The following is a 20,522-nucleotide window of genomic DNA, read 5'->3' as shown; positions in this document are numbered from 1 at the left end:
GGGGGGGGGGGGGGGGGGGGGGGGGCGGGGGGGGGGGGGGGGGGGGGGGGGGGGGGGGGGGGGCCCGGGCGGGGCGGCTCGCCGGGACCCCGCGGTGCGGGTCGCTCGCCGGGTGTGCCCCGCCCGGAGTGCCTCACGTGCCGGTCAGGTGCTCGGGACGGACCGGTACGCGGGCCAGGGCCAGACCGGTTGCCTGGCGGATCGCCGCGACCACCGCCGGGGTGGACGAGAGCGTCGGTGCCTCGCCGATGCCGCGCAGGCCGTAGGGCGCGTGCGGGTCGGCCAGCTCCAGCACGTCGACCGGGATGGTCGGCGTGTCCAGGATGGTGGGGATCAGGTAGTCGGTGAACGAGGGGTTGCGGACCTTCGCCTTGGGGTCGACGACGATCTCCTCCATCACCGCCAGGCCGAGGCCCTGGGTGGTGCCGCCCTGGATCTGGCCGACGACCGACTGCGGGTTGAGGGCCTTGCCCACGTCCTGGGCGCAGGCCAGCTCGATGACCTTGACCAGGCCCAGCTCGGTGTCGACCTCCACCACCGCGCGGTGCGCGGCGAAGGAGTACTGCACGTGGCCGTTGCCCTGGCCGGTGCGCAGGTCGAACGCCTCGGTGGGGCGGTGCCGCCACTCCAGCTCGATGTCGATCGACTCGCCCTCCAGCACCTCGGCCAGATCCGCGAGCACCTCGCCGCCGTCGGTGACGACCTTGCCGCCCTCCAGCAGCAGCTCGGCGGTGGCCCAGGCGGGGTGGTACGTGCCGAACCGGGCCCGGCCCAGTTCCAGCGCCTTCTCCCGCACGGCCTCGCAGGTGTGCTTGACGGCGCCGCCGGTGACGTAGGTCTGGCGGGACGCCGACGTGGAGCCGGCCGAACCGACGCGGGTGTCCGCCGGGTGGATGGTGACCTGGGTGACGCCCAGCTCGGTTCGGGCGATCTGGGCGTGCACGGTGACACCGCCCTGCCCGACCTCGGCCATCGCCGTGTGCACCATGGCCACCGGCTCACCGCCGATGACCTCCAGGCGCACCCGGGCCGTGGAGTAGTCGTCGAAGCCCTCGGAGAAGCCGACGTTCTTGATGCCGACCGCGTAGCCGACGCCGCGCACCACACCTTCGCCGTGCGTGGTGTTGGACAGGCCGCCGGGCAGGGCCCGCACGTCCGCGGAGGTTCCGTGCTGCTCGGTGCCGGTCTCCCACTGCTTCTCCGGCGGCATCGGCATCGCCTTGACCCGGCGCAGCAGTTCCGCGACGGGGGCGGGTGAGTCCACCGGCTGGCCGGTCGGCAGCAGCGTGCCCTGCGACATGGCGTTGAGCTGCCGGAACTCCACCGGGTCCATGCCCAGCTCGGCGGCGAGGCGGTCCATCTGCGACTCGTAGGCGAAGCACGCCTGGACCGCGCCGAAGCCGCGCATCGCCCCGCACGGCGGGTTGTTGGTGTAGAGCGCGACGGCCTCGATGTCGACGTTGTCGATGACGTAGGGGCCGACCGACAGCGAGGAGGCGTTGCCGACCACCGCGGGCGACGCGGACGCGTAGGCGCCGCCGTCCAGCACGATGCGGCAGGTCATGTGGGTGATCCGGCCGTCGCGAGTGGCGCCGTGCTCGTAGGTCAGCTTCGCCGGGTGGCGGTGCACGTGCCCGAAGAACGACTCGAACCGGTTGTAGACCATCTTGACGGGCTTGCCGGTGCGCATCGCCAGCAGGCAGGCGTGGATCTGCATCGACAGGTCCTCGCGTCCGCCGAAGGCGCCGCCGACGCCGGACAGCGTCATACGGACCTTGTCCTCCGGCAGGCCGATCACCGGGGCGATCTGCCGCAGGTCGGAGTGCAGCCACTGGGTGGCGACGTACAGGTCGACGCCGCCGTCCTCGGCGGGCACCGCGAGGCCGGACTCCGGGCCCAGGAACGCCTGGTCCTGCATGCCCACCTCGTAGTCGCCGGTGACGATCACGTCGGCCCGGGCGCGGGCCGCCGCGACGTCGCCGCGCACGATGGGCTGGCGGTGGACGATGTTGGGGTGCGGCACGTGCCCGGCGTGGTGGTCGTCGCGGCCCGGGTGCAGCAGCGGGGCGCCGTCGGCGGTCGCCGACTCCTCGTCGTGCACCACGGGCAGCTCCGCGTAGTCCACGACGATCTTCGCGGCGGCCCGGCGGGCGGTCTCGGGGTGGTCGGCGGCGACCAGCGCCACCGGTTCGCCGTGGTGGCGGACCCGGCCGTGGGCGAGCACGGGCGTGTCCTGGATCTCCAGCCCGTAGTTCTTCACGTCCGTCGGCAGGTCGTCCCAGGTCAGCACGGCGTAGACGCCGGGCTGGGCGAGCGCGGCGGAGATGTCGACCGAGCGGATCTCGGCGTGCGCGTGCGGGCTGCGCAGGGTGTGGCCCCACAGCATGTCCTCGTGCCACATGTCCGAGGAGTAGGCGAACTCGCCGGTGACCTTCAGATGGCCGTCGGGCCGCAGCGTGGACTCGCCGATGCCGCCGCGGGTCGGGCTGCCCTGCGTCAGGCTGGTGGGTGTACGGGTGACGTCGCTCATGCTCAGGCCCCTGTTCCGGCGGTGGGGGCGGTGTCCGACCCGCCGCGGGCAGCCGCCAGGCGGACCGCGTCGAGGATCTTCTCGTAGCCGGTGCAGCGGCACAGGTTGCCGGACAGCGCCTCGCGGATGTCGGCGTCGGACGGCTGCGGGCACCGCTCGATCAGTTCGTCGGCCGCGACCAGCAGGCCCGGCGTGCAGAAGCCGCACTGCACGGCTCCGGCGTCGATGAACGCCTGCTGGATCGGGGCCAGCGGAGCGGTCTCGCCGGTCGCCGCCGTGCCTGCCGCCGGGGACGTGCCCTGGTCTGGGCGGGCCTGCCAGCTGCGGGCCGCGTCGGGGTCGGTGCCGCACACACCTGAGGCACCTGAGGCACAGCCGCCGTCGCGTGCGGCGGCGAAGTCCGCCAGCCCCTCGACGGTGACGACCTCGCGGCCCTCGACCTGCCCGGCGGCGACCAGGCAGGCGCACACCGGCACGCCGTCCAGCCGTACCGTGCAGGAGCCGCACTCGCCCTGTTCGCAGGCGTTCTTCGAACCGGGCAGGCCCATGCGCTCGCGGAGGACGTAGAGCAGGCTCTCGCCCTCCCAGACGTCGTCGGCCTCGTGGGGCCGTCCGTTGACGGTGAAGTTCACGCGCACTGTGCGCCTCCTTCGGTGCGGCGGGCGCCGCGGTAGGCGTCCCAGGTCCAGCCGAGCGTGCGGCGGGCCATGACGGCCACCGCGTGCCGGCGGTACTTGGCGGTGCCGCGGACGTCGTCGATGGGGTTGCAGGCGCCGGCGGCGAGGTCGGCGAACTGGCGGGCGACGGACGGGGTGATGGTCTTGCCGCTCTCCCAGAAGCCGCCGTCGGCCAGCGCGGCGTTGAGGAAGTCCTCCGCGGCCCGCGCCCGCACCGGCGTCGGCGCGGCGGAGCCGATGCCGGTGCGCACGGTCCGGGTGTCGGGGTGGAGGGCGATACCGAAGGCGCACACCGCGATGACCATGGCGTTGCGGGTGCCGACCTTGGAGAACTGCTGCGGGCCCGCCGCCTTCTTGATGTGCACGCACCGGATCAGCTCGTCGGGCTCCAGCGCGTTGCGCTTGACCCCGGTGAAGAACGCGTCGATGGGGATGAAGCGGGTGCCGCGGACCGAGGCGACCTCCACCTCGGTGCCCGCCGAGAGCAGCGCCGGGTGCGAGTCGCCGGCCGGGGAGGCCGCGCCGAGGTTGCCGCCGACGCTGCCGCGGTTGCGGATCTGCGGCGAGCCGACGGTGTGCCCGGCCAGGGCCAGCCCCGGCAGCTCGGTGTGCAGGTGGTCGATGATCTGGGTGTAGGGCACGGCGGCGCCGAGCCTGACGTTCTCCTCGCCGACCTCCCACTCGTGCAGTTCGCCGATGCGGTTCAGGTCCAGCAGGTACTCGGGCCGCCGGTGGTCGAAGTTGATCTCGACCATGACGTCGGTGCCGCCCGCGATGGGCACAGCCGTGGGGTGCTCCGCCTTCGCGGCGAGCGCCTCCTCCCAGCTGGCTGGGCGCAGGAAGTCCATGGTTTCTCTTCTCGGATCGCTCGAGGGTGCGGTGGGGGCCGCCGTCCGCTGCTTGTGGTGTGCTCCGGTGCCGCTTGCTGTGGGGTGTGCACGGGGGATGCTTCCCGAACGGGTCCTCCCGTTCCCGGAGGCTCGTTCACGCGTCGTTCATCAGGTGTGGCCCAAGTAGACCGGTCGGAGGACGGCCGGTGCAGTCACCGAAGGCATGAAGCAGTTGGCTGGTCGGCCGCCCGGTCTTGTAGATTCGGACAAAGAGCGGGGCGGGCTGGCTGAAATATCGTTCGGCGGAAACCGCGAAGCCACACAGCGGTGACACACGAGGGAACGGTGGACGGGACATGCGGCTGCGGGCACTGCTGGAGACCGGCACGCTGGGCCTGCGGCTGCTCGGCGGCGAGGCCGAACTGGACCGCACGGTCCGCGGTGTGATGACCACCGACCTGCGCGACCCCAGCCGCTACCTCACCGGTGGCGAACTGGTGCTGACCGGCCTGGCGTGGCGACGGGAGGCCGCTGACTCCGAGCCGTTCGTGCGCGCCCTGGCCGCCGCGTCCGTCGCCGGGCTCGCCGCCGGGGAGGCCGAGCTGGGGCCGATCCCGGACGACCTGGTGGCGGCGTGCGCCAGGCACCGGCTGCCGCTGTTCGCCGTCGACGAGGACGTTGCCTTCGCCACCATCACCGAGCACGTGGTCCGGCAGGTCTCCGGCGAGCGGGCCGGGGACCTGGCGGCCGTCGTGGACCGGCACCGCCGCATGATGACCGCAGGCCCGGCCGGCGGCGGCCCCGACGTCGTCCTGGACCTGCTCGGCAGCGACCTGGACCTGCGCGCGTGGGTGCTCTCCCCCACCGGCCGCCAGGTCGCCGGCGCCGCGCCCGGCTCGCACACCCCGGCACTGCCGCCGGCGGTGCGCGCCCGGCTGGCCGGGGAGCACCTGGCGGGAGTGCGCAGCGGGCGGCGCGCGCCCTACCGGGTGTCCGTCGACCTTCCGCAGGGCCCGGTGGCGTACTCCCTGTTCCCGGTGCGGGGCGAGAGCCGCGACCCCCGGGAGACGGTGCTCTCCGACTGGCTGCTGGCAGTGGAGGCCGACGCCGGGGACTGGCCCGCCGAGCGCCTCGACCTGCTGCACGGGGTCACGCAGCTCATCGCGGTGGAACGCGACCGCAGGGACGCCGCGCGCAGCGTGCGCCGGCGCCTCGCCCAGGAGGTGCTGGAGCTGGTGGTGTCGGGGGCGCCGCCCGCCGAGATCGCCGCCAGGCTGCGGGTGGCGGCGCCCGTGCTGCTGCCGGGCCTGGGCACCGCCCCGCACTGGCAGGTGGTGGTGGCGTCCGTCGAGTGGGCGGGCGGTGACCTCGCCGCCGGTCCGGTCGCCCAGTCGCTGCTGGAGGAGACGCTGGTCGACCCGCGTGCCGCAGGGCCGGACCCGGCCGACCGCATCGCGGTGGCGCACACCGGCGACGAGGCCGTGGCACTGGTCCCGCTGGCGGCCGTTCCCGAGGAGTCGGCCGAGGACGGCGGCGCGGGAGCGCCCGCGTCCGCCCGGCTGGGCCTGGAGGCCGAGACGCTGCTCGCCGCGGTGCGCGCCCCGCTGGAGCGCGGCCTCGCCGACGACGGGCGACTGACGCTGGGGGTCAGCGCGACCGTGCTGTCCGCCGAGGGGCTGCGCGGCGCGCTGGAGGAGGCCCGGCACGCCCGGCGGGTCGCCGCTGCCCGCCCGGGGCGGGTGTGCGCCGCCGGGCACGAGGAACTGGCCTCGCACGTGCTGCTGCTGCCGTTCGTGCCCGACGACGTGCGCCGGGCGTTCACCGCGCGGCTGCTGGACCCGCTGCGGGACTACGACCAGCGGCACCGGGCCGAGCTGGTCCCGACGCTGGAGGCGTTCCTCGACGCGGACGGCTCCTGGACCCGCTGCGCCTCCCGGCTGCACCTGCACGTCAACACACTGCGGTACCGCATGGGCCGGATCGAGCAGCTCACCGGCCGGGACCTGTCCCGGCTGGAGGACAAGCTGGACTTCTTCCTGGCCCTCCGCATGAGCTGACCGCGCGCCGCGCCCGCATGCCCCCGGGCCGCCCCCCGGGGACGGCCCGGAGGTCCGGTCAGCCGGTGCCGGGCGGCTGCCGGCCCAGCACCCGCGCCAGTGCCCCGCCGCGGGCGGTCAGCTCCTCCCAGGTGCCCTGCTCGGCGATGCGGCCGTGCTCCAGGACGGCGACCGTTCCGGCCCGCCGGATGGTCGCAGGGCGGTGCGCGATGACCACGGTGGTCCGGCCGGTGGACGCCGCGGCGAGCGCCGCCGCCAGTTCGGCGTCGCCCGCGGTGTCCAGGTGCGCGGTGGTCTCGTCCAGCACCAGCACGCGGGGGTCGGCCAGAACCGCGCGGGCCAGCGCCACCCGGGCGCGCTGGCCGCCGGACAGCGTCGCGCCGCGCTCCCCCACCGTGCTGCCGAGGCCGTCGGGCAGTCCGTCGGCTATCCGGTCCACCCCGCACAGCCGTGCCGCCTCCTCGACCGCCCGCTCGTCGGCGTCCGGGGCGGCCAGCCGCAGGTTCTCGGCGAGGGTGCCGTGGAACAGCGGCGTCTGCTGGCCGACCACGGCGATCGCCCGCCGCAGGTCGGCGTCGGCGAGTTCGCGCAGGTCCACCTGCTCGCCGGTGGCCGACTCCAGGGTGACGGCGCCCTCGGCCGGGTCCCAGAACCTGGCCAGCAGGTGCGCGAGGGTCGACTTGCCCGCCCCCGACGCGCCGACCAGGGCCAGCGTGCGCCCGGCAGGCACCGCGAGGTCCAGGCCGTCGAGCACCGGGCCGCTGTCGTAGCCGAACCGCACGCCCGAGATGCGCACCCCCAGCGGCCCGTCGGGCAGCGGCCGGGGTGTCTTCGGCGGCGGGGCGGCGGCGGGCGCACGCACCGCGGCGCCGACGCGTGCGGCGGCGGCGCGCAGGCCCACCGCCTGGGCCAGCGCCCGGCCGGTCTCGGCGACGGGCGCCAGCACGCCCAGTGCCAGCGCCATCGCCGCGGGCGCCCAGGCGCCTTCGAGGCGCCCGCCGGCCACCGCGTGCCCGGCGGCGGCCACCGCTGCCAGCACCGCGGCGACCACCAGCAGGTCCCGCACCGCCGAGGCGCCCGCCTCAAGCGACGCCTCCTCGCGCTGGGCCGCCCCGACCTCACGGCCGCGCTGAGCCAGCAGCTCCCGGCGGCGGTCCAGGCCGTCGAACGCCAGCAGCTCGCGCAGCCCGTCCACGGTGTCCACGGTGTCCGCCGACAGGGCCGCGGACGCCGCCCGGGTGCGCGCGCCCCGCGCGGCCCGTGCCCGGCCCTCGGCCACGGGGGCGAGCATCAGCAGCAGCGCGACCGGCAGCACCGCGACGGCCAGCCACGGCTCCACCACCAGCAGCACCGTGCCGCCGGCCGCGCACACCGTGGTGGAGGCGAGCAGCTGCGCGGTGGTGTGCGCGTAGAAGAACTCCAGCGCCTCGACGTCCGACATGGCGGTCGCCGCCAGGTCGCCGCTGCGTTTGCCCGCGACCCGGGCGGGCGCGCTGCGGGCCAGTCCGTCGAACACGCCGACGCGCAGTTCGGCGAGCACCCGGTAGGCGAGGTCGTGCGAGAGGTCCATCTCCCGCCAGGTGGTGAAGGCCCGCAGCAGGACCAGCGCCACCAGCACCGCGACCGTGCCGCCCGACGGCGCGGTGCCGTCGAGCACGGCCGTGCCGACGGTGTGCGCGGCCAGCGCCACCAGCGCGACCAGCGCCGCCTGTTCGGCGAGCGCCGCCCCGCAGGTGCGGACGACGACGCCGGGGTGCCGGGCCAGTGCGGGCAGCAGGGCCCGCAGCGCGCCGCGCGGCGGGAGCGGGGCGGGGGCGGCCGGGGCGGGGGCGGTCACGGCCGGGTCGGGGGTGGTCGCGGCGGGGTCGGGGGTGGTCGCGGTGGTCATGCGGCGCGCTCTCCTTCGCAGGTCCGGTCGGCGCGGTGCAGCGCGGCGTAGGTGCCGTCGGCGGCGAGCAGCGTGCGGTGGTCGCCGACCGCGTCCACCCGGCCGGCGGCCAGGACGACTATGCGGTCGGCGTCCTGCACGGCGGCCAGCCGGTGGGCGACGACCAGGCAGGTCCGTCCGCGGGCCGCGGCGAGCAGTTCGGCGGTGATGCGGGCCTCGCGGCGCTCGTCGACCGCGCTGGTCGCCTCGTCGAGCACCAGCACCGGCGCGTCGGCGAGCAGCGCGCGGGCCAGCGCGAGGCGCTGCCGCTGCCCGCCGGAGAGGGTCGCGCCGCGCTCGCCGAGCACGGTCGCGTAGCCGTCGGGCAGCGCGGTGATCTCCTCGTGCACGCCTGCCGAGGCGGCTGCCGCCCGCAGTTCGGCGTCGGTGGCTCCGGGCCGGGCCAGGCGCAGGTTGTCCTCGACGGAGGCGTGGAAGAGGTAGGTCTCCTGGGAGACCACGGCCACGCCCCGGCGCAGTGCGTGCAGCGTGCGGTCGGCGACGTCCCGGCCGTCGAGCAGCACGCGGCCGTGCTGCGGTTCCCGCTCCCGCAGCAGCAGCGCCACCAGGGTCGACTTGCCGGCGCCTGACGGGCCGACGACGGCGGTGGTGCGCCCGGCGGGCGCGGTGAAGCTGACGTCGCGCAGGGCGGGTCCGGCCGCGTCCGGGTAGCGGAAGGTGACCTTCTCGAAACGTATCTCGGGGGCCGCGGCGGGCCGTTCGGTGCCGGTACCGGTGTCGGCGACCTCCGGACGGGCGGTTCGCAGGGCGGCCAGCCCGTCGGCGGCGGACGCGCCGAGGTATCCGGCGTGCCACTCCCGCGACAGGTCGCGGATCGGGCGGAAGCACTCGGAGGCGAGCAGCAGCAGCAGGTAGGTGCCGGTCGCGGTGGTGTGGCCGGAGACCGCGGACCAGCACGCCAGCAGCGCGGCGGCGGCGGTGCCGCCCTGCACGGCGAGGTCGGTGAGCGCGGTGTCGACCAGCGACACCCGCAGCTTGGCCACGGTCGCGCGGTGCAGGGCGGCCGAGCGGCGCTGCAGTCGCTCGCGGGTCCTGGAGACCGCGCCGGCGGCCCGCAGCGCGGGCATGCCCTGGAGTGCCTCCAGGTAGTCGGCGCCGAGCGCCTCGTAGGTGTCCCAGTGCTCCCGTCCGCGGCGGGCCAGCAGGCGGTCCCAGGCCCGCGGGCCGAGCAGGGCGAGCAGCAGCGCCGGAACCAGGCCGAGCAGCAGTACGGGCGGGCCGGGCAGCAGCGCGATGCCGACGAGCAGCAGCGGCGGCACCACGCAGGTCACGACGAGCTGCGGCAGGTAGCGGGAGAGGTAGGCGTCCACGCCTTCCACACCGTCCACCAGCGTGGTGCGCACGGCACCGGCCCGGGAGGCGGTGAGGTGGGCCGGGCCGAGCGCGGCGAGGTGGCCCACCAGCCGGTCGCGCAGCGCGACCCGGGCGCGGGTGCCGGCGTCGGCGGCGGTCCGGCGCTGCCACCAGGCGAGCCGGGCCCGCACGGCGGCGACCGCGAGCACGGCACCGATCAGCAGCGGCAGCCGTTCCGTCTCGCCGCGGGCCACGGCGGCGAGCGCGAAGGCGAGCAGGACGGCCTGCGCGACGTGCCCGGCGGTGACCGCGGTGAGCAGCGCGGTGGCGCCGAGCAGCGGGCGGCGGGCCGGGCGCGCGGCGGCTAGTAGTTCCGGATGCACGTTCATCGGTTGTTCTCCCGGAGTGGCGGGGGGTGGGGCGGGTCGGCGTCGGCCCCGGTGGGCGGTTCGGCGCCGGGACGGACGGTCGGGGCGGGGCCGTCCTGCCCGGGTGCGGCGGCGAGGACGAGGCCGTGCACGACGCGGTCCCGGCCCGGCGGGCCGCCCAGTGCGGCGCCCAGGTCGGCGTGCTGCCAGGACCCGACGGGCCTGGTGCGCAGTCCGGCGGCGTCGGCGGCGCCCAGGGCGAGGCCGACGCCGTAGCCGGCCTGGAGGTGGGCGCGGCGGATGGCGGCGCCGGTGGAGTCGTCGGGGCAGCCGTGGGCGAGCAGCACCGCGCCCGCTTCGGCGATCCACGCCTGGCCGGCCGCCCAGCCGGCCAGTGCGGGACGGGCGTCGCCCGCGGCGAGGCGCCGCGGTGCACCGCCGGGGTCGAGCGTCAGCAGGTGGGGGTCGGGCGGGCCGAGCGCCACGCACCAGCCGAGGTTGTCGCCGCTCTTCCCCGCGGTGGCCAGCAGCTGACGCAGCAGGGGCAGTTCGGGCTGCCCGGTGAGCGGCGGCCCGGCGCTGCGCCGGGCCAGCAGCTGCCGGGCGGTGGGGCGGGTTCGTGCGGGCAATGGCCGGTTGTCCGCGGTGGGGGCGCGGAAGCGGACCGTGGCGAGCGGGTGGGCCGCGGTCCCGTCGAGGTCCGGCGCGGCGGGGATGCCGAGGGCGTCGGCGGCCAGGTGGAGTGCGGCGGCGGCGTGGCCGGTGTCCAGCAGCACCAGCGGCCAGGCGCGGTGCCCGTAGTGGCCTGCGGTGCGGCGGAGCGTGACGTCGAGTGCGACGGTGGCGCCCGGCGGTGTGCCGGGCGGGGCGGGGCCGAGCGGGTGGAGCCGGTGGGTGAGCGGCTGGTATCCGTAGCGTCCGGGCGGCTCGGAGCAGTCGGGGCCGACGGTCAGCACGGCGTCGACCGGGTGGCAGCCGCCCGCGGAGGGGGCCGGGCGTAGCCGGCCTCCTGCGTCGCCTGCGGCGAGGGAGAGCCGCAGCAGCCACCACAGGTCGAGTTCGCCCGGGCCGGCCTGGGCCATGCAGCGTCCCGGGCCCGGCCAGGCGGGGGCTAGCGGCCCGGGGTCGGTGTCGGGGCCGGGGACCTCGGCGCTGCGGGCCCGCGCGAGCACCGCCCGCAGGTCGGTTTCACCGTCGGCAGCGGGGGCTCGGGGGGCGGGCGCGGCCGGGGGGCGCTGGGACATGCGCGGCCTCACATGTGCGGCGGCGGAGTGAGGGTGAAGTCCTCCGGGCCGGTCGGCGGGGTCCCGCGCCACCTCCGCTCCAGCGCGGCCCCGGCGAACCGGGGGCAGCCGAAGTAGGCGAAGGCGGCGGGGGCGTTGGGTATCAGGCCGGAGACGAGGACCCGGGCGACCCGCAGCGGGGTCTCGGCCACGTCCTCGGTGGTGAGGTCGGCGGTGACCACGCGGTGCCCGCCCTCCCGCAGGCGGGCGTCCAGTTGCTCGCGGCTGCCGGGCCGCACCTGGTCGACGGGCACGACCGGTCCTGCGGGGTGGGTGAAGCGCCGGGCGAGCGGCGCGGTCCGCTCGTCGAGCCACACCTGCACGTGGGCCCCGAGGTCGCGCACGGCGGCGAAGTCGGTGCCGCAGGAGTCGAGGTAGCGACCGTCGGCGCGGTGGTCGAGGTAGAGGCCGCGGGCGAGCAGACCGGCCTCGACGGCCTGGAAGACCCAGCCGTCGGGGTCGGTAAGGCCGAGCGTGAACACCCAGGTGTGCACGGCTTCCAGTACGGCCTTGCGGGCGGCCTCAGCCGGGTCGAAGCGGCAGGCGAAGCCGGCGGCGTGGATGCCGCGGGCCCGGTCGTGGACCAGGGCGGCCATGCAGGGGGCGAACTCCGAGGGCATCTCCACGACGGACACCTCGAGGTCGGTGCCGGCGAGGTCGGCGCTGAGACCGGGCACGCTGTGCGGGTCGATGCCGCGGGTCGGCCCGTCGAGGTGCCACCACAGTTCCAGCGCGTCGCGTTCGACGACCTCCAGCAGGCCGCGTTCGACGGCGTCGTCCAGGCCCTGGCCGGTGGCTATGCCCGCGTAGTTGAGGTGGTGGGTGCGGGGCAGTTCCCGCAACTCGCCCTGACGCCAGTTGAGGTGGGTGAGGGAGACGGGCGCCCAGCACTCGGCCGTCTCGCCGCCGGGGAGCAGTTCCACTCCGCGGGTCCACAGCGCGGGTGTGTCGCCGCGCAGCGGGCGGTACGGGAACTTCGCGCGTGTGTACTGCCAGGGCGCGTGGTGCGGCACGTCGTCGGGGCCGTACAGCCGCAGGCCGCGGGACCGCAGGCCGTCGGCCGTGTCGCGCAGCGGCGCGTCCGGGTGGCCGGGCGGCGGCACGCGGTTGCCGCAGTACCGTTCCACCGCTTCGGCGACGGCGGCGATCCGCGCACCGTCGGGGTCGCCGAAGGTGGTGCCGAGCGACACCCGGTCGGCGGGCCAGGCCCCGAGCCTGCGGGCGTCGGAGACCTCGGCGGTCATCGCGGTGTAGCGCGGCGGCGCGCCTTCGGGGTGGTCGACGGGGGCGACGCTGCGGACGACACCGCAGACGGGGTCGACGAGTGCGTGCCAGGGCAGCACCGGCGGGCGGCTCATCGGCAGATCTCCTGTCGGGGGTCGACGGCGTCGGCGGGGTCGCGGGTTTCGAGGGCGGGGAGCCACAACGCGCCCTGACCGGTGTGCACTTCGCGCTGTGAGGGCAGCAGCCGGGTGGCCGTCACCGGGGCCTCGCCGGTGTGCGGGTTGCGGGCGTGCGCGGGGAAGTGGTGGCCGAGGACCTCCAGCCGCAGCCGGGTCGCGGCGGGCAGTCGGCAGCCCAGCGGGCCGAGGGTGACGGTGACGTCGCCGGCCCGGCCCGGCGGGTGGTGGTGCCGGACGACGCCGGTGGCCAGTGCCCGCGCGGTGCCGTCGGGCGCGAGCGCGACGAGCCGCGCGGCCCAGTCGGCGTGCGCGGTGTTCGACACGGCTCGGAAGCGGACCTCTGCGGTGCCCAGCAGGTCGAGCGGCTGCGGCAGCGGGGCGCCGGCCAGCAGCAGCCGGTCCGGGGTGCCGTCGGTGGGCACGGTGAGCGTGTCCGAGCGGGCCGGACGGGCCGGGTCGGCGAGGAAGCTCGCGCCGCGCAGGGTTTGGAGGCCGCCGGGCCGGTCGAAGTGCAGCGCGGTGCCGCTCGCGGGGTCGGTGCGGGCGGCTGCGGCCGGGAGCCACAGCGCGCTGCCGCCGAGCGCCAGGGCGCCGTACCGGCCGTCGCGGAGCTGCCCGTCGAGTGCGGCGCGGGCCCAGGTCGCCTGGAGGCGGCCGAGCGGCAGGGCGTGGGCGGGGGTGGCGTCCGGGCCGGGGTCGGCGGTGAGCGCGTGCCCCCAGGGGCCGAGCAGCAGCCGCGCGGACGGGCCGCCCCAGCGCTGCCACAGTCGCAGGGTGTCGGCGGCGAAGGCGTCGTGGGTGCCACCGACGGCGAGCAGCGGGATACGGGCGTGGCCGGCCCGGTCGAGCAGCCCGTGCGCCCGGTCGGCCCGCCACAGGGCGGGCCACGAGGGCAGGTCGCGGCCGAGCCGGGCGGGCAGGCCGGTCAGCGGCAGCGCCTCCAGCAGGTGCGGGTCTGCGGTGAGGGCGCGGTCGAGGGCCTGGTCGTCGGAGTCGTGGCGGTCGCCGTGCGCGGCCCACCAGCCGGCCCGGGAGAGCAGCCGTTCGGGGCCGGAGGGCTCGCGGGCGGTCTCGGCGGCGCCCAGCGCGGGCACCGCGGCGAGCACCGCGTCGGGCCGGTCGTCCGGTTGCCCGCCGGAGGGGGCGGCGAGGGCGGGCGCGAGGGCGCAGTGCGCGGCGTAGGAGCCGCCGGCCGCGACCACCCGGCCGTCGCTCCAGGGCCGACCGCGCAGCCAGCGCAGGGTGGCGGCTCCGTCGGCGGCCTCATGGCGGTAGGGGCGCCAGGTGCCGCCGGAGGCGTGCCGTCCGCGTACGTCCTGGGCGACGGCGGCGAAGCCGTGGCGGGCCCAGCCGCGCAGCTCACCGTGGTGGCTGCGCCGGTCGTAGGGGGTGCGCAGCAGGACCGCGGGGAACGGTCCCGGGCCGTCGGGAAGGCAGAGGTCGGTGGCGAGTTCGGTGCCGTCCGCGGCGGCGGGGCGAAGGGACTGGACGGGCCGTGGGGACTGGACGGCTCGGGGGGAGGCGACGGGTCGCGGGGACGGCGTCACGTCGTGGGCCGGGGCAGGGGCGCCACCGGGGGCACGGGCAGCACGGGGTGCTCGGTCACCGTGAGTCGGCGCAGGTCGATCCGGCGCAGGCGGCGGTTGGCGGGCAGCGGTGTGTCCGCGTCGAGCGGGCCGTCCGGTGCGTCCGTCGCACTGTGCGGTGCCGCCCATTCTGTGAGATCGGCCGCCAGCAGGGCGGCGAGCAGACCGTAGGCCGCGGTGGAGGGCCGGGCGGGGTGCCCGGTGGTGCGGGCGCCCTGCCAGTAGGCGGCGAGTTCGCGGTGGGCGGGCGTGGCGGCGAGGCGGCGGGCCCGGACGTGGGCGGAGGTCGGGTCGCCGGCGCTGACGGCCAGCGGTTCGATCCAGCCCAGCCAGCCCTCGCGGTGGCAGCGCAGCCAGGCGGCGCCGCGCTCCGGCAGCCGGTCGGCGGCGTCCCACAGCCCTTCCGGCACGGGCCCGTCGAGGCACCAGACCACCGCCGCCGGGCGACCGTGGCCCGCGGCGGGCGGCACGGCGGGGGAAGCGGTGACGGGGTGGAGGTCGGCGGGCCGCACGGTGCGCGGCTCGGCGCCCGACGCCCGCAGGTGGGCGGTGAGCGGCTCGGTGACGGCGGGATCGCCCAGCAGCCAGACGTCGCGCAGGGCGGCGGGCCAGTCGCGGCCGTGGTCCTCTCCCGCGTAGCCGGCCTGCTCGAACTGGGCGACGACGGTGGCCAGTCGGGTGCCGCCGTGGGTGCCGGGGCCGCCGGCGAGCCGGTCGAGCAGCGCCTCCGCAGGCACGTCGCCGGGATTGACCCGAAGGAAGTCGCCCGCCGCGGTGCGCACGGCCAGGCCGTGGCCGGGCACGGAGACCATCTCGACGCCGGGTGCGAGCTGGCTGCGGGTCACGTGGCTTCTCCCTGTGGGCGGTGGGCTGCGGGCGGGCAGTGCGAAGCGGGCCCGCCCGGTGGTGTGCACCGGGCGGGCCCGCAGCGTGGTCTTACTCCTCGCCGTCGTCGAAGGGGTTCTCGACGAGGGCGTTGGAGTGCGTCGCCGAGGCGTGCGCCAGCTGACCCGGGTCGGCGATCGGGGCGAAGACCTGCTCGTTGGTCTGCTCCATGGTGGATCCTCCCTGTAGACGGGGTGATGCGATGTCCGTTCGGACGTCGCACGCACACTCTATTGAAAATGATTGTCAGTTGCTAGAGGGCATCGGGTGATCCGGGTAACACACCGGCCAGCCGCCCACCGGGTCGCGGCCCACTCGCCCCTGGACGTCCAGCACTTCGGCGAGCAGACGCGGCGTCACCACCTCCGCCGGGGGCCCGTCCGTGACCACGAGGCCGTCGCGCAGGGCGACCAGCCGTTCGGCGAACCGGGCGGCGTGAGCCAGGTCGTGCAGGACCATCACCACCGTGAGGTCGCGCTCGGCCCGGATGCGCACCACCGTCTGCAGCACCTCCAGTTGGTGCCGCAGGTCCAGGTAGGTCGTCGGCTCGTCCAGCAGCAGCACCCGGGTGTCCTGCGCCAGCGCCATCGCCAGGCGCACCCGCTGCCGCTCACCGCCCGACAGCGCGTCCACCGGGCGCTCCGCCCAGTCCGACACCCCCACGTCCGCCAGCGCACGGCGAACCGCCGCGTCCTCCCCGCCGCCGAGCATGCCAAGCGGACCCCGGGCCGCGTAGCGGCCCTGGCGCACCAGCTGGCCCACCGTCATGCCGGGTACGGCCGGAGCCGCCTGGTGCAGCAGCGCGACCCGGCGGGCCGCGGCCCGCCGGGACAGCCGCGCCACGTCGTCACCCCCGAGCAGCACTCGCCCCGCGGTGGGGCGCAGCAGGCCCGCGGCGAGGCGCAGCAGGGTGGACTTGCCGCAGCCGTTGAGCCCGATCAGCGCGGTCAGCTCCCCCGGCTCGATCCGCAGGTCGACCCCGCGCAGCACCGGCCGGCCCGGGTAGCCGAAGGTGACACCCGCCAGCTCGATGCCCGTTCCCGGGCCGGCCGCGTGGGCCGCACCCGGCGCCTTCGTGCCCGACGCGCCTGCGGCGTCCGACGCGGTGCGCGTCGTTGATGAACTCACTGTCCGTGCCTCCCGGTTGCCGGGTTGGTTGGGGGAACGAGCCGGGTGCGGCGGCTCAGTGGGACCGGTCCGGCGCCCGGCGCACCACCACGAGCAGCAGCACCGCGCCGACGCAGGTGGTGACCGCGCCCACCGGCAGCGCGAGCCGGTCGGAGTGCAACGCCACCGCCAGCACGCGACCGCACACCTGGGCGAGGGCGTCGGCGCCGCCGACCACCACCGCACCGGCAAGCGCCGCGCCGGGCAGTGTCACGCGCAGGTCGGCGCCGAACAGGGCCACCGCGACGTGCGGGACCAGCAGTCCCACGAACCCCAGCGCGCCCACCGCCGCGACCGCTCCGGCGGTCAGCGCCACCGCGACGACCAGGGCGAGCACCCGGGCCGGGCCGGCGGCCAGCCCGGCTGCGCCCGCCTGCTCGTCGCCGCAGCGCAGCAGCGTCAGAGGACCCGTCAGCAGCCAGGCCGCGACGGCCCACACCAGCGCCCAGGGCCACAGCAGGTGCCAGTGGTCCCACACCCGGCCCTCGGTGGTGCCGACCAGCCACTGGACGACGCTGCCCAGTTCGCCGGGCGCCACCAGCAGCATCATCGCGGTGAGGCCGCCCAGCACGGCCGAGACGAGCACGCCGTGCACGGCGATCCCGGCCGGGTCGCCTGCCGCTGAGCGGTCGCGGCCGGCCATCAGCCACAGCAGAGCCGCGCCGGTGAAACCGCCGAGCGTGGCCGCCACCACCACGGCCGCGGGCGACTCCCAGCTCGCGAGCCCGAGGCCGGTGGCGGTGACCGCGCCGAGCACGGCCCCGGGGGTGACACCGGTGACCTCCGGACCGGCCAGCGGGTTGCGCAGCGCCGACTGGAGCACGAGCCCGGCCACCCCCAGGGACGCACCGGCGCCCAGCGCCACCAGCACCCGCGGCAGGCGGAGTTGGAACAGCACGTGCCGGTCGGTTGCGTCCCCGCCGCCGGCCAGCACGTCGGCGACGGCTGCCGGGGTGAGGGCGCGTCCGGCCAGCACTCCCAGTACGGCGACGACCAGCACCAGCAGCGCCAGCAGCAGGAGACGGGTGCGGGGACGCCGCACCACGGACAGGCCGAGACTCATCGGACCGCCTCCTTGGACTGCGGAACACCGGGCCGCCCGTCCGGCGCGGGCGTGCCGGGACCACCGTGCGGTGCGGGCTCCTTCGGGTTGCGCCGGGCGCGGCGGCCCGAGCGGAGCAGCAGCACACCGGCCGGCACGCACAGCAGCGCCGTCCACGCCCCGACGGGCGTCTCCACCGGAGCGAGGGCCAGCCGGGCCGGCAGGTCGGCGACCACCACGACAACCGCGCCCCACAGCGCCGACCACGGCAGCCAGCGCACCGCGTCACCGCTCGGATCGAGACGGCGGGCCAGCTGCGGCGCGAGGAACCCGACCCAGGCGACCGGACCGCAGACCGCCACCACCGGCGCGATCAGCACCACCGAGACGGCCAGTGCGGCGAACCGGGCCCGGTGCGGGCGGACGCCGAGCGCCTGCGCGTCCTCGTCGCCCAGTCGCAGCACGGCGAGCACGGGGGCGCACAGCACCAAGGCAGGGACGGCGACGAGCAGCCAGGGCCACAGCCCGCTGACGTCGTCCCAGGTCCGTCCGGAGAGCGAGCCGAGCAGGTAGCGGTAGATGAGCTGGAGGTCGAGCTGGTCGGCGAGCACCATCATCACCAGCAGGCCGGACTGGAGTGCCGCGGCCACGGCAGCACCGGTCAGCAGGACGGCGGAGGGGCTGCGGCCGATTCCGGCGGCGAGCAGCGTCAGCGCGCCGCCGACGGTCGCCCCGGCCAGCGCCAGCAGCGGCTGGACCAGCGCCGGGATGGACACCGCGAGCACCAGCGGCGCGGCCACTCCCAGCGCCGCTCCGGAGGACACCCCGAGCATCTCCGGTACGGCGAGCTGGTTGCGCAGGGCCTCCTGCAGGACCAGGCCTGCCGCGCCCAGGCAGGCCCCCGCGACGACCGCCAGCATCAGCCGGGGCAGGCGCAGTTCGCCGACCACGACCGCGGCCAGGTCGTCGCCGCCCGTCAGCGCCGCGGGCAGCGCCCGCACGGGGACGTGCGGCGTGCCGAGGGTGAGTGCGCAGAGCGCCGCGACCGCGAGCAGCAGCAGGGCGACGGCGAGACGGCGGCCCGCGTGCGGGCCGCCGAAGGAGTCGCTGCGGAGCCTCACCGCAGTGCGGCCGTGGCCTCGTCCAGGACGATGCCGAGCGAGCGGGTGCCGCGGCCCTTGGCCCACACCTCGGAGTTGACCTCGTGCACCTCGTTGTCGCGGACGGCGGGGATCTTCTTCCACAGCGGGTTGCCGGCGAGCTTCTCGGAGAGCTTGCCGTCGCTCTCACCGAAGGACATGGTCTCCACGAAGAGCACGTCGACGTCCTTCGCCAGGATCTCCTCCAGGCTGTAGGTGCCCTCCACGCCGCGCGACTTCCACGGGTAGTCGGCCAGCTTGGGGAAGAGCCCGGCGGTCACGTCGGTGCCCGGGGTGGCGACCCCGAAGTTCTCGTCGCTCCCGAAGATGATGAGGGCGGTGCGGTCGCTGGGGTTCCTCTCGGCGTCGGCCAGCTTGGTGCGGAAGGTGCGCTCGGCCTTCTCGCCCTCGTCGGTGCGGCCGGTGAGCGCGGCCAGGTCGCGGAGGTAGCCGACGCTGTCCTGCCACTTCTCGGGCTGGACCGGCCAGAACGTGGTGGCGCCCTTGAGTGCCGGGGCCAGCTTGCCGTGGGTGTCCGACAGCCCGATGACCAGGTCGGGCTTGTGGGAGAGGATCGCCTCGACCTCGGGCGCGATGAAGCCGCCGGGCACGACGGGAACGTCTGCGGCCTTCTCCTTGCCCAGGAAGCCCTTCTGGGCAAGGAGTTCGTTGTTGGTGGCCGCCGGTGTGATGCCCAGCTCGATGAGCATGTCGTCGCACAGGGCCACCAGGCACACGATGCGCTGGGGGGTCTTGCCGGGCGACACCTCGACGCCGCGGGCGTCGGTGATCTGCTTCGCTGCCTTGATCGGTTCGACGTCGACCTCGGTCTTCTTCTCGGCGCGGGAGTCGGTGGACGCCTCCTCGGTGGCCGCCCCGCAGCCCACCAGCAGGAAGCCCAGCGCGGCGGCGGCCAGCCGGCCCCGGACGGAACGAATGGGTGAGCGCGACATGTGCGGCCCTCGGTTCTGTGTACTGCGGGGCACGGCACGATGCGGCGGAGGGACGCCCCGGTGACCCCCCGCACAGGAGGGTACACATGATAATCATTATCAAAGTCACGGAACACCCCTTCTGGAGGCGACCACTCATGACCGCCGATCCGCTGCTGCTCGTCGCCGACCACGTACGGGGCTCGCTGAGCGTGCTGGGGCTCCCGCACGGCGACCGGGTCGCCCACCTGGAGCGGCGCCACCCGTCGGAGCACGCCGGCTTCCTGGCACTGCCCGGTGACCGGGTCGCCTGCGTGGACGACCGGGCCGGCGCCCTGCTGGTGCTCGACCCGTTCGGGGCCGCGGAGGGGCGGCCGTTGACGCAGGCCGAGATACCGGTGGCCGTGCCCGCCGAGCACCTGGCGGCCGACCCGGCCGGTCTCCGACTCGCCGTCACCTCGGGTCTCGGCTGCCACGCGGAGCCCTGGTCGGACCTGCTGACCGTCGTGGACCTGCCCACCCGGGACGCCGTCCGCGTCCGGGTGCGCACCGGAGAGCCGGGCGTGAGCATGCTCGGCGGCCCGGACCCCCTGGTGGTGCTGCGCCACCGCGAGCCGGGCTCGCTCGACGCCCACCGCCACCGCGACCTGCTCGCGTCCGAACCGGGCTGCCCGCAGGCCGCTCCCCCGCTGAGCGCGCTGCCGCTGCCCGACGACGGCCACGGCGACGCCCAGGACCCGCTGCACCAGCGGGTGTTCGCCGCCACCGGCGACGGCGTGCACCGGGCCCGACGGGAGGGCGACACCCTCCTCGCGGAGGACCCGCTGCCCTGGGGCACCGACGGCCGCGGCTACTTCCTGCGCTTCGACGCCCGCCGCCGTCACCTGTGGTCCTGCCTGCGCGGCGGCCCCGCCGACCCGCGGCGCTGGCCGGAGTGGACGAACACCGCGTGGCGCCACCGCCTGGACGAGCAGACCACAGACCTGGTGGACCTCGGCCCCGGGCTGGTGTTCCGCATGGGACTCACCCGGCAGCACGCCGCGTTCGCCCGCGTCCACCCGGACGGCGACGAACTCGTCCTGCTGCACCTGGGCGGGCACGGCCCGGCGGTGGAGCACCGGGTGCCGCTGGCCCCGATGGAAGGCGCCCCGCGGGCCGGCGGCACCCCCTGGGACGGCGTGCAGCGCCGGGCCGTGGCGGCGTCCCCGGGATCGCCCCTGGTGGCGGTCAGCCGGGGCGGGCACGGGGAGGTCCACCTCGTCGACGCCGAGCGACCGGGCGAACCGGTGGTGCTCAAGGCGGGTAGTCCGCTGGACCACGGCGGACACCTGGCGCTGCTGACCCCGGGCGACGGCGCCGACGGGGACCCCCTGGGCCGCTGA

16 protein-coding genes are annotated in these 20,522 nt (G+C 76.5%); 2 read left to right on the top strand and 14 right to left on the bottom strand.

The window, feature by feature from the left end; genetic code table 11:
• Positions 1-133: 133 nt before the first annotated feature.
• From pucD to QNO07_RS17950, 3 genes are read right to left on the bottom strand one after another with little or no spacing between them, the layout of a single operon-like run.
• On the bottom strand, positions 134-2,530 hold the full coding sequence (gene pucD, locus QNO07_RS17960; protein WP_283993134.1) for a xanthine dehydrogenase subunit D: 2,397 nt from the start codon (positions 2,528-2,530) through the stop codon (positions 134-136).
• Between the two features lie 2 nt (positions 2,531-2,532).
• A complete protein-coding gene (locus tag QNO07_RS17955; protein WP_283993132.1) occupies positions 2,533-3,168 on the bottom strand; it encodes a (2Fe-2S)-binding protein in 636 nt (211 codons plus the stop codon).
• Positions 3,159-4,055 (bottom strand): FAD binding domain-containing protein, encoded by an 897-nt coding sequence (locus QNO07_RS17950; RefSeq protein ID WP_283993130.1) that lies wholly within the window; start codon positions 4,053-4,055, stop codon positions 3,159-3,161. Before QNO07_RS17950 ends, QNO07_RS17955 begins: the two co-directional genes overlap by 10 nt.
• A 338-nt stretch (positions 4,056-4,393) precedes the next feature.
• Between QNO07_RS17950 and QNO07_RS17945 the strand changes: the two genes are divergently transcribed.
• Positions 4,394-6,094 (top strand): PucR family transcriptional regulator, encoded by a 1,701-nt coding sequence (locus QNO07_RS17945; protein ID WP_283993128.1) that lies wholly within the window; start codon positions 4,394-4,396, stop codon positions 6,092-6,094.
• A gap of 58 nt (positions 6,095-6,152) precedes the next feature.
• On the opposite strand, the gene QNO07_RS17940 is transcribed toward QNO07_RS17945, so the two are convergent.
• The 11 genes from QNO07_RS17940 to QNO07_RS17890 form a co-directional block, all read right to left on the bottom strand.
• A complete protein-coding gene (locus QNO07_RS17940; RefSeq protein ID WP_283993127.1) occupies positions 6,153-7,982 on the bottom strand; it encodes an ABC transporter ATP-binding protein in 1,830 nt (609 codons plus the stop codon).
• Complete coding sequence (locus QNO07_RS17935) at positions 7,979-9,724, bottom strand: ABC transporter ATP-binding protein/permease (RefSeq protein ID WP_283993126.1); 1,746 nt, start codon at positions 9,722-9,724, stop codon at positions 7,979-7,981. The genes QNO07_RS17940 and QNO07_RS17935 overlap by 4 nt, the downstream gene beginning before the upstream one ends.
• The gene (locus QNO07_RS17930) at positions 9,721-10,947 is read right to left on the bottom strand and encodes a nitroreductase family protein (RefSeq protein WP_283993125.1); all 1,227 of its coding nucleotides are present in this window, start codon (positions 10,945-10,947) and stop codon (positions 9,721-9,723) included. The genes QNO07_RS17935 and QNO07_RS17930 overlap by 4 nt, the downstream gene beginning before the upstream one ends.
• A gap of 8 nt (positions 10,948-10,955) precedes the next feature.
• Complete coding sequence (locus QNO07_RS17925) at positions 10,956-12,344, bottom strand: YcaO-like family protein (protein WP_283993124.1); 1,389 nt, start codon at positions 12,342-12,344, stop codon at positions 10,956-10,958.
• On the bottom strand, positions 12,341-13,936 hold the full coding sequence (locus QNO07_RS17920; RefSeq protein ID WP_283993122.1) for a CocE/NonD family hydrolase: 1,596 nt from the start codon (positions 13,934-13,936) through the stop codon (positions 12,341-12,343). Before QNO07_RS17920 ends, QNO07_RS17925 begins: the two co-directional genes overlap by 4 nt.
• Positions 13,933-14,820 carry a hypothetical protein gene (locus QNO07_RS17915; protein WP_283993120.1) on the bottom strand — a complete coding sequence of 296 codons (888 nt, stop codon included), beginning with the start codon at positions 14,818-14,820 and terminating at the stop codon, positions 13,933-13,935. Before QNO07_RS17915 ends, QNO07_RS17920 begins: the two co-directional genes overlap by 4 nt.
• Positions 14,821-14,911: 91 nt before the next feature.
• Positions 14,912-15,031 carry a streptamidine family RiPP gene (gene amiA / locus QNO07_RS17910; protein ID WP_283993118.1) on the bottom strand — a complete coding sequence of 40 codons (120 nt, stop codon included), beginning with the start codon at positions 15,029-15,031 and terminating at the stop codon, positions 14,912-14,914.
• 75 nt (positions 15,032-15,106) lie between these two features.
• The gene (locus QNO07_RS17905; RefSeq protein WP_283993140.1) at positions 15,107-15,892 is read right to left on the bottom strand and encodes an ABC transporter ATP-binding protein; all 786 of its coding nucleotides are present in this window, start codon (positions 15,890-15,892) and stop codon (positions 15,107-15,109) included.
• Positions 15,893-16,043: 151 nt separating this feature from the next.
• Positions 16,044-17,090 carry a FecCD family ABC transporter permease gene (locus QNO07_RS17900; protein ID WP_283993117.1) on the bottom strand — a complete coding sequence of 349 codons (1,047 nt, stop codon included), beginning with the start codon at positions 17,088-17,090 and terminating at the stop codon, positions 16,044-16,046.
• Positions 17,087-18,127: a FecCD family ABC transporter permease gene (locus QNO07_RS17895; RefSeq protein ID WP_283993139.1), complete on the bottom strand. Its 1,041-nt coding sequence runs from the start codon at positions 18,125-18,127 to the stop codon at positions 17,087-17,089. The genes QNO07_RS17900 and QNO07_RS17895 overlap by 4 nt, the downstream gene beginning before the upstream one ends.
• Before the next feature lie 59 nt (positions 18,128-18,186).
• Positions 18,187-19,161: an ABC transporter substrate-binding protein gene (locus QNO07_RS17890; protein WP_283993116.1), complete on the bottom strand. Its 975-nt coding sequence runs from the start codon at positions 19,159-19,161 to the stop codon at positions 18,187-18,189.
• 137 nt (positions 19,162-19,298) lie between these two features.
• On the opposite strand from QNO07_RS17890, the gene QNO07_RS17885 reads away from it, so the two are divergent.
• Positions 19,299-20,522, top strand: coding sequence for a hypothetical protein (locus QNO07_RS17885; RefSeq protein ID WP_283993114.1), 1,224 nt, complete (start codon positions 19,299-19,301; stop codon positions 20,520-20,522).

Source organism: Streptomyces sp. 549, assembly GCF_030124175.1.
GTDB lineage: Bacteria > Actinomycetota > Actinomycetes > Streptomycetales > Streptomycetaceae > Streptomyces.
Note: the sequence above shows the minus strand (reverse complement) of the source record. Positions and strands in the feature narration are given on the sequence as shown.

Excerpts from the sequence above, each read along its gene's own strand:
- pucD (WP_283993134.1), bottom strand. The coding sequence starts at position 2,530 with ATGAGCGACGTCACCCGTACACCCACCAGCCTGACGCAGGGCAGCCCG.
- QNO07_RS17950 (WP_283993130.1), bottom strand. The coding sequence starts at position 4,055 with ATGGACTTCCTGCGCCCAGCCAGCTGGGAGGAGGCGCTCGCCGCGAAG.
- QNO07_RS17945 (WP_283993128.1), top strand. The coding sequence starts at position 4,394 with ATGCGGCTGCGGGCACTGCTGGAGACCGGCACGCTGGGCCTGCGGCTG.
- QNO07_RS17940 (WP_283993127.1), bottom strand. The coding sequence starts at position 7,982 with ATGACCACCGCGACCACCCCCGACCCCGCCGCGACCACCCCCGACCCG.
- QNO07_RS17935 (WP_283993126.1), bottom strand. The coding sequence starts at position 9,724 with ATGAACGTGCATCCGGAACTACTAGCCGCCGCGCGCCCGGCCCGCCGC.
- QNO07_RS17930 (WP_283993125.1), bottom strand. The coding sequence starts at position 10,947 with ATGTCCCAGCGCCCCCCGGCCGCGCCCGCCCCCCGAGCCCCCGCTGCC.
- QNO07_RS17925 (WP_283993124.1), bottom strand. The coding sequence starts at position 12,344 with ATGAGCCGCCCGCCGGTGCTGCCCTGGCACGCACTCGTCGACCCCGTC.
- amiA (WP_283993118.1), bottom strand. The coding sequence starts at position 15,031 with ATGGAGCAGACCAACGAGCAGGTCTTCGCCCCGATCGCCGACCCGGGT.
- QNO07_RS17900 (WP_283993117.1), bottom strand. The coding sequence starts at position 17,090 with ATGAGTCTCGGCCTGTCCGTGGTGCGGCGTCCCCGCACCCGTCTCCTG.
- QNO07_RS17890 (WP_283993116.1), bottom strand. The coding sequence starts at position 19,161 with ATGTCGCGCTCACCCATTCGTTCCGTCCGGGGCCGGCTGGCCGCCGCC.
- QNO07_RS17885 (WP_283993114.1), top strand. The coding sequence starts at position 19,299 with ATGACCGCCGATCCGCTGCTGCTCGTCGCCGACCACGTACGGGGCTCG.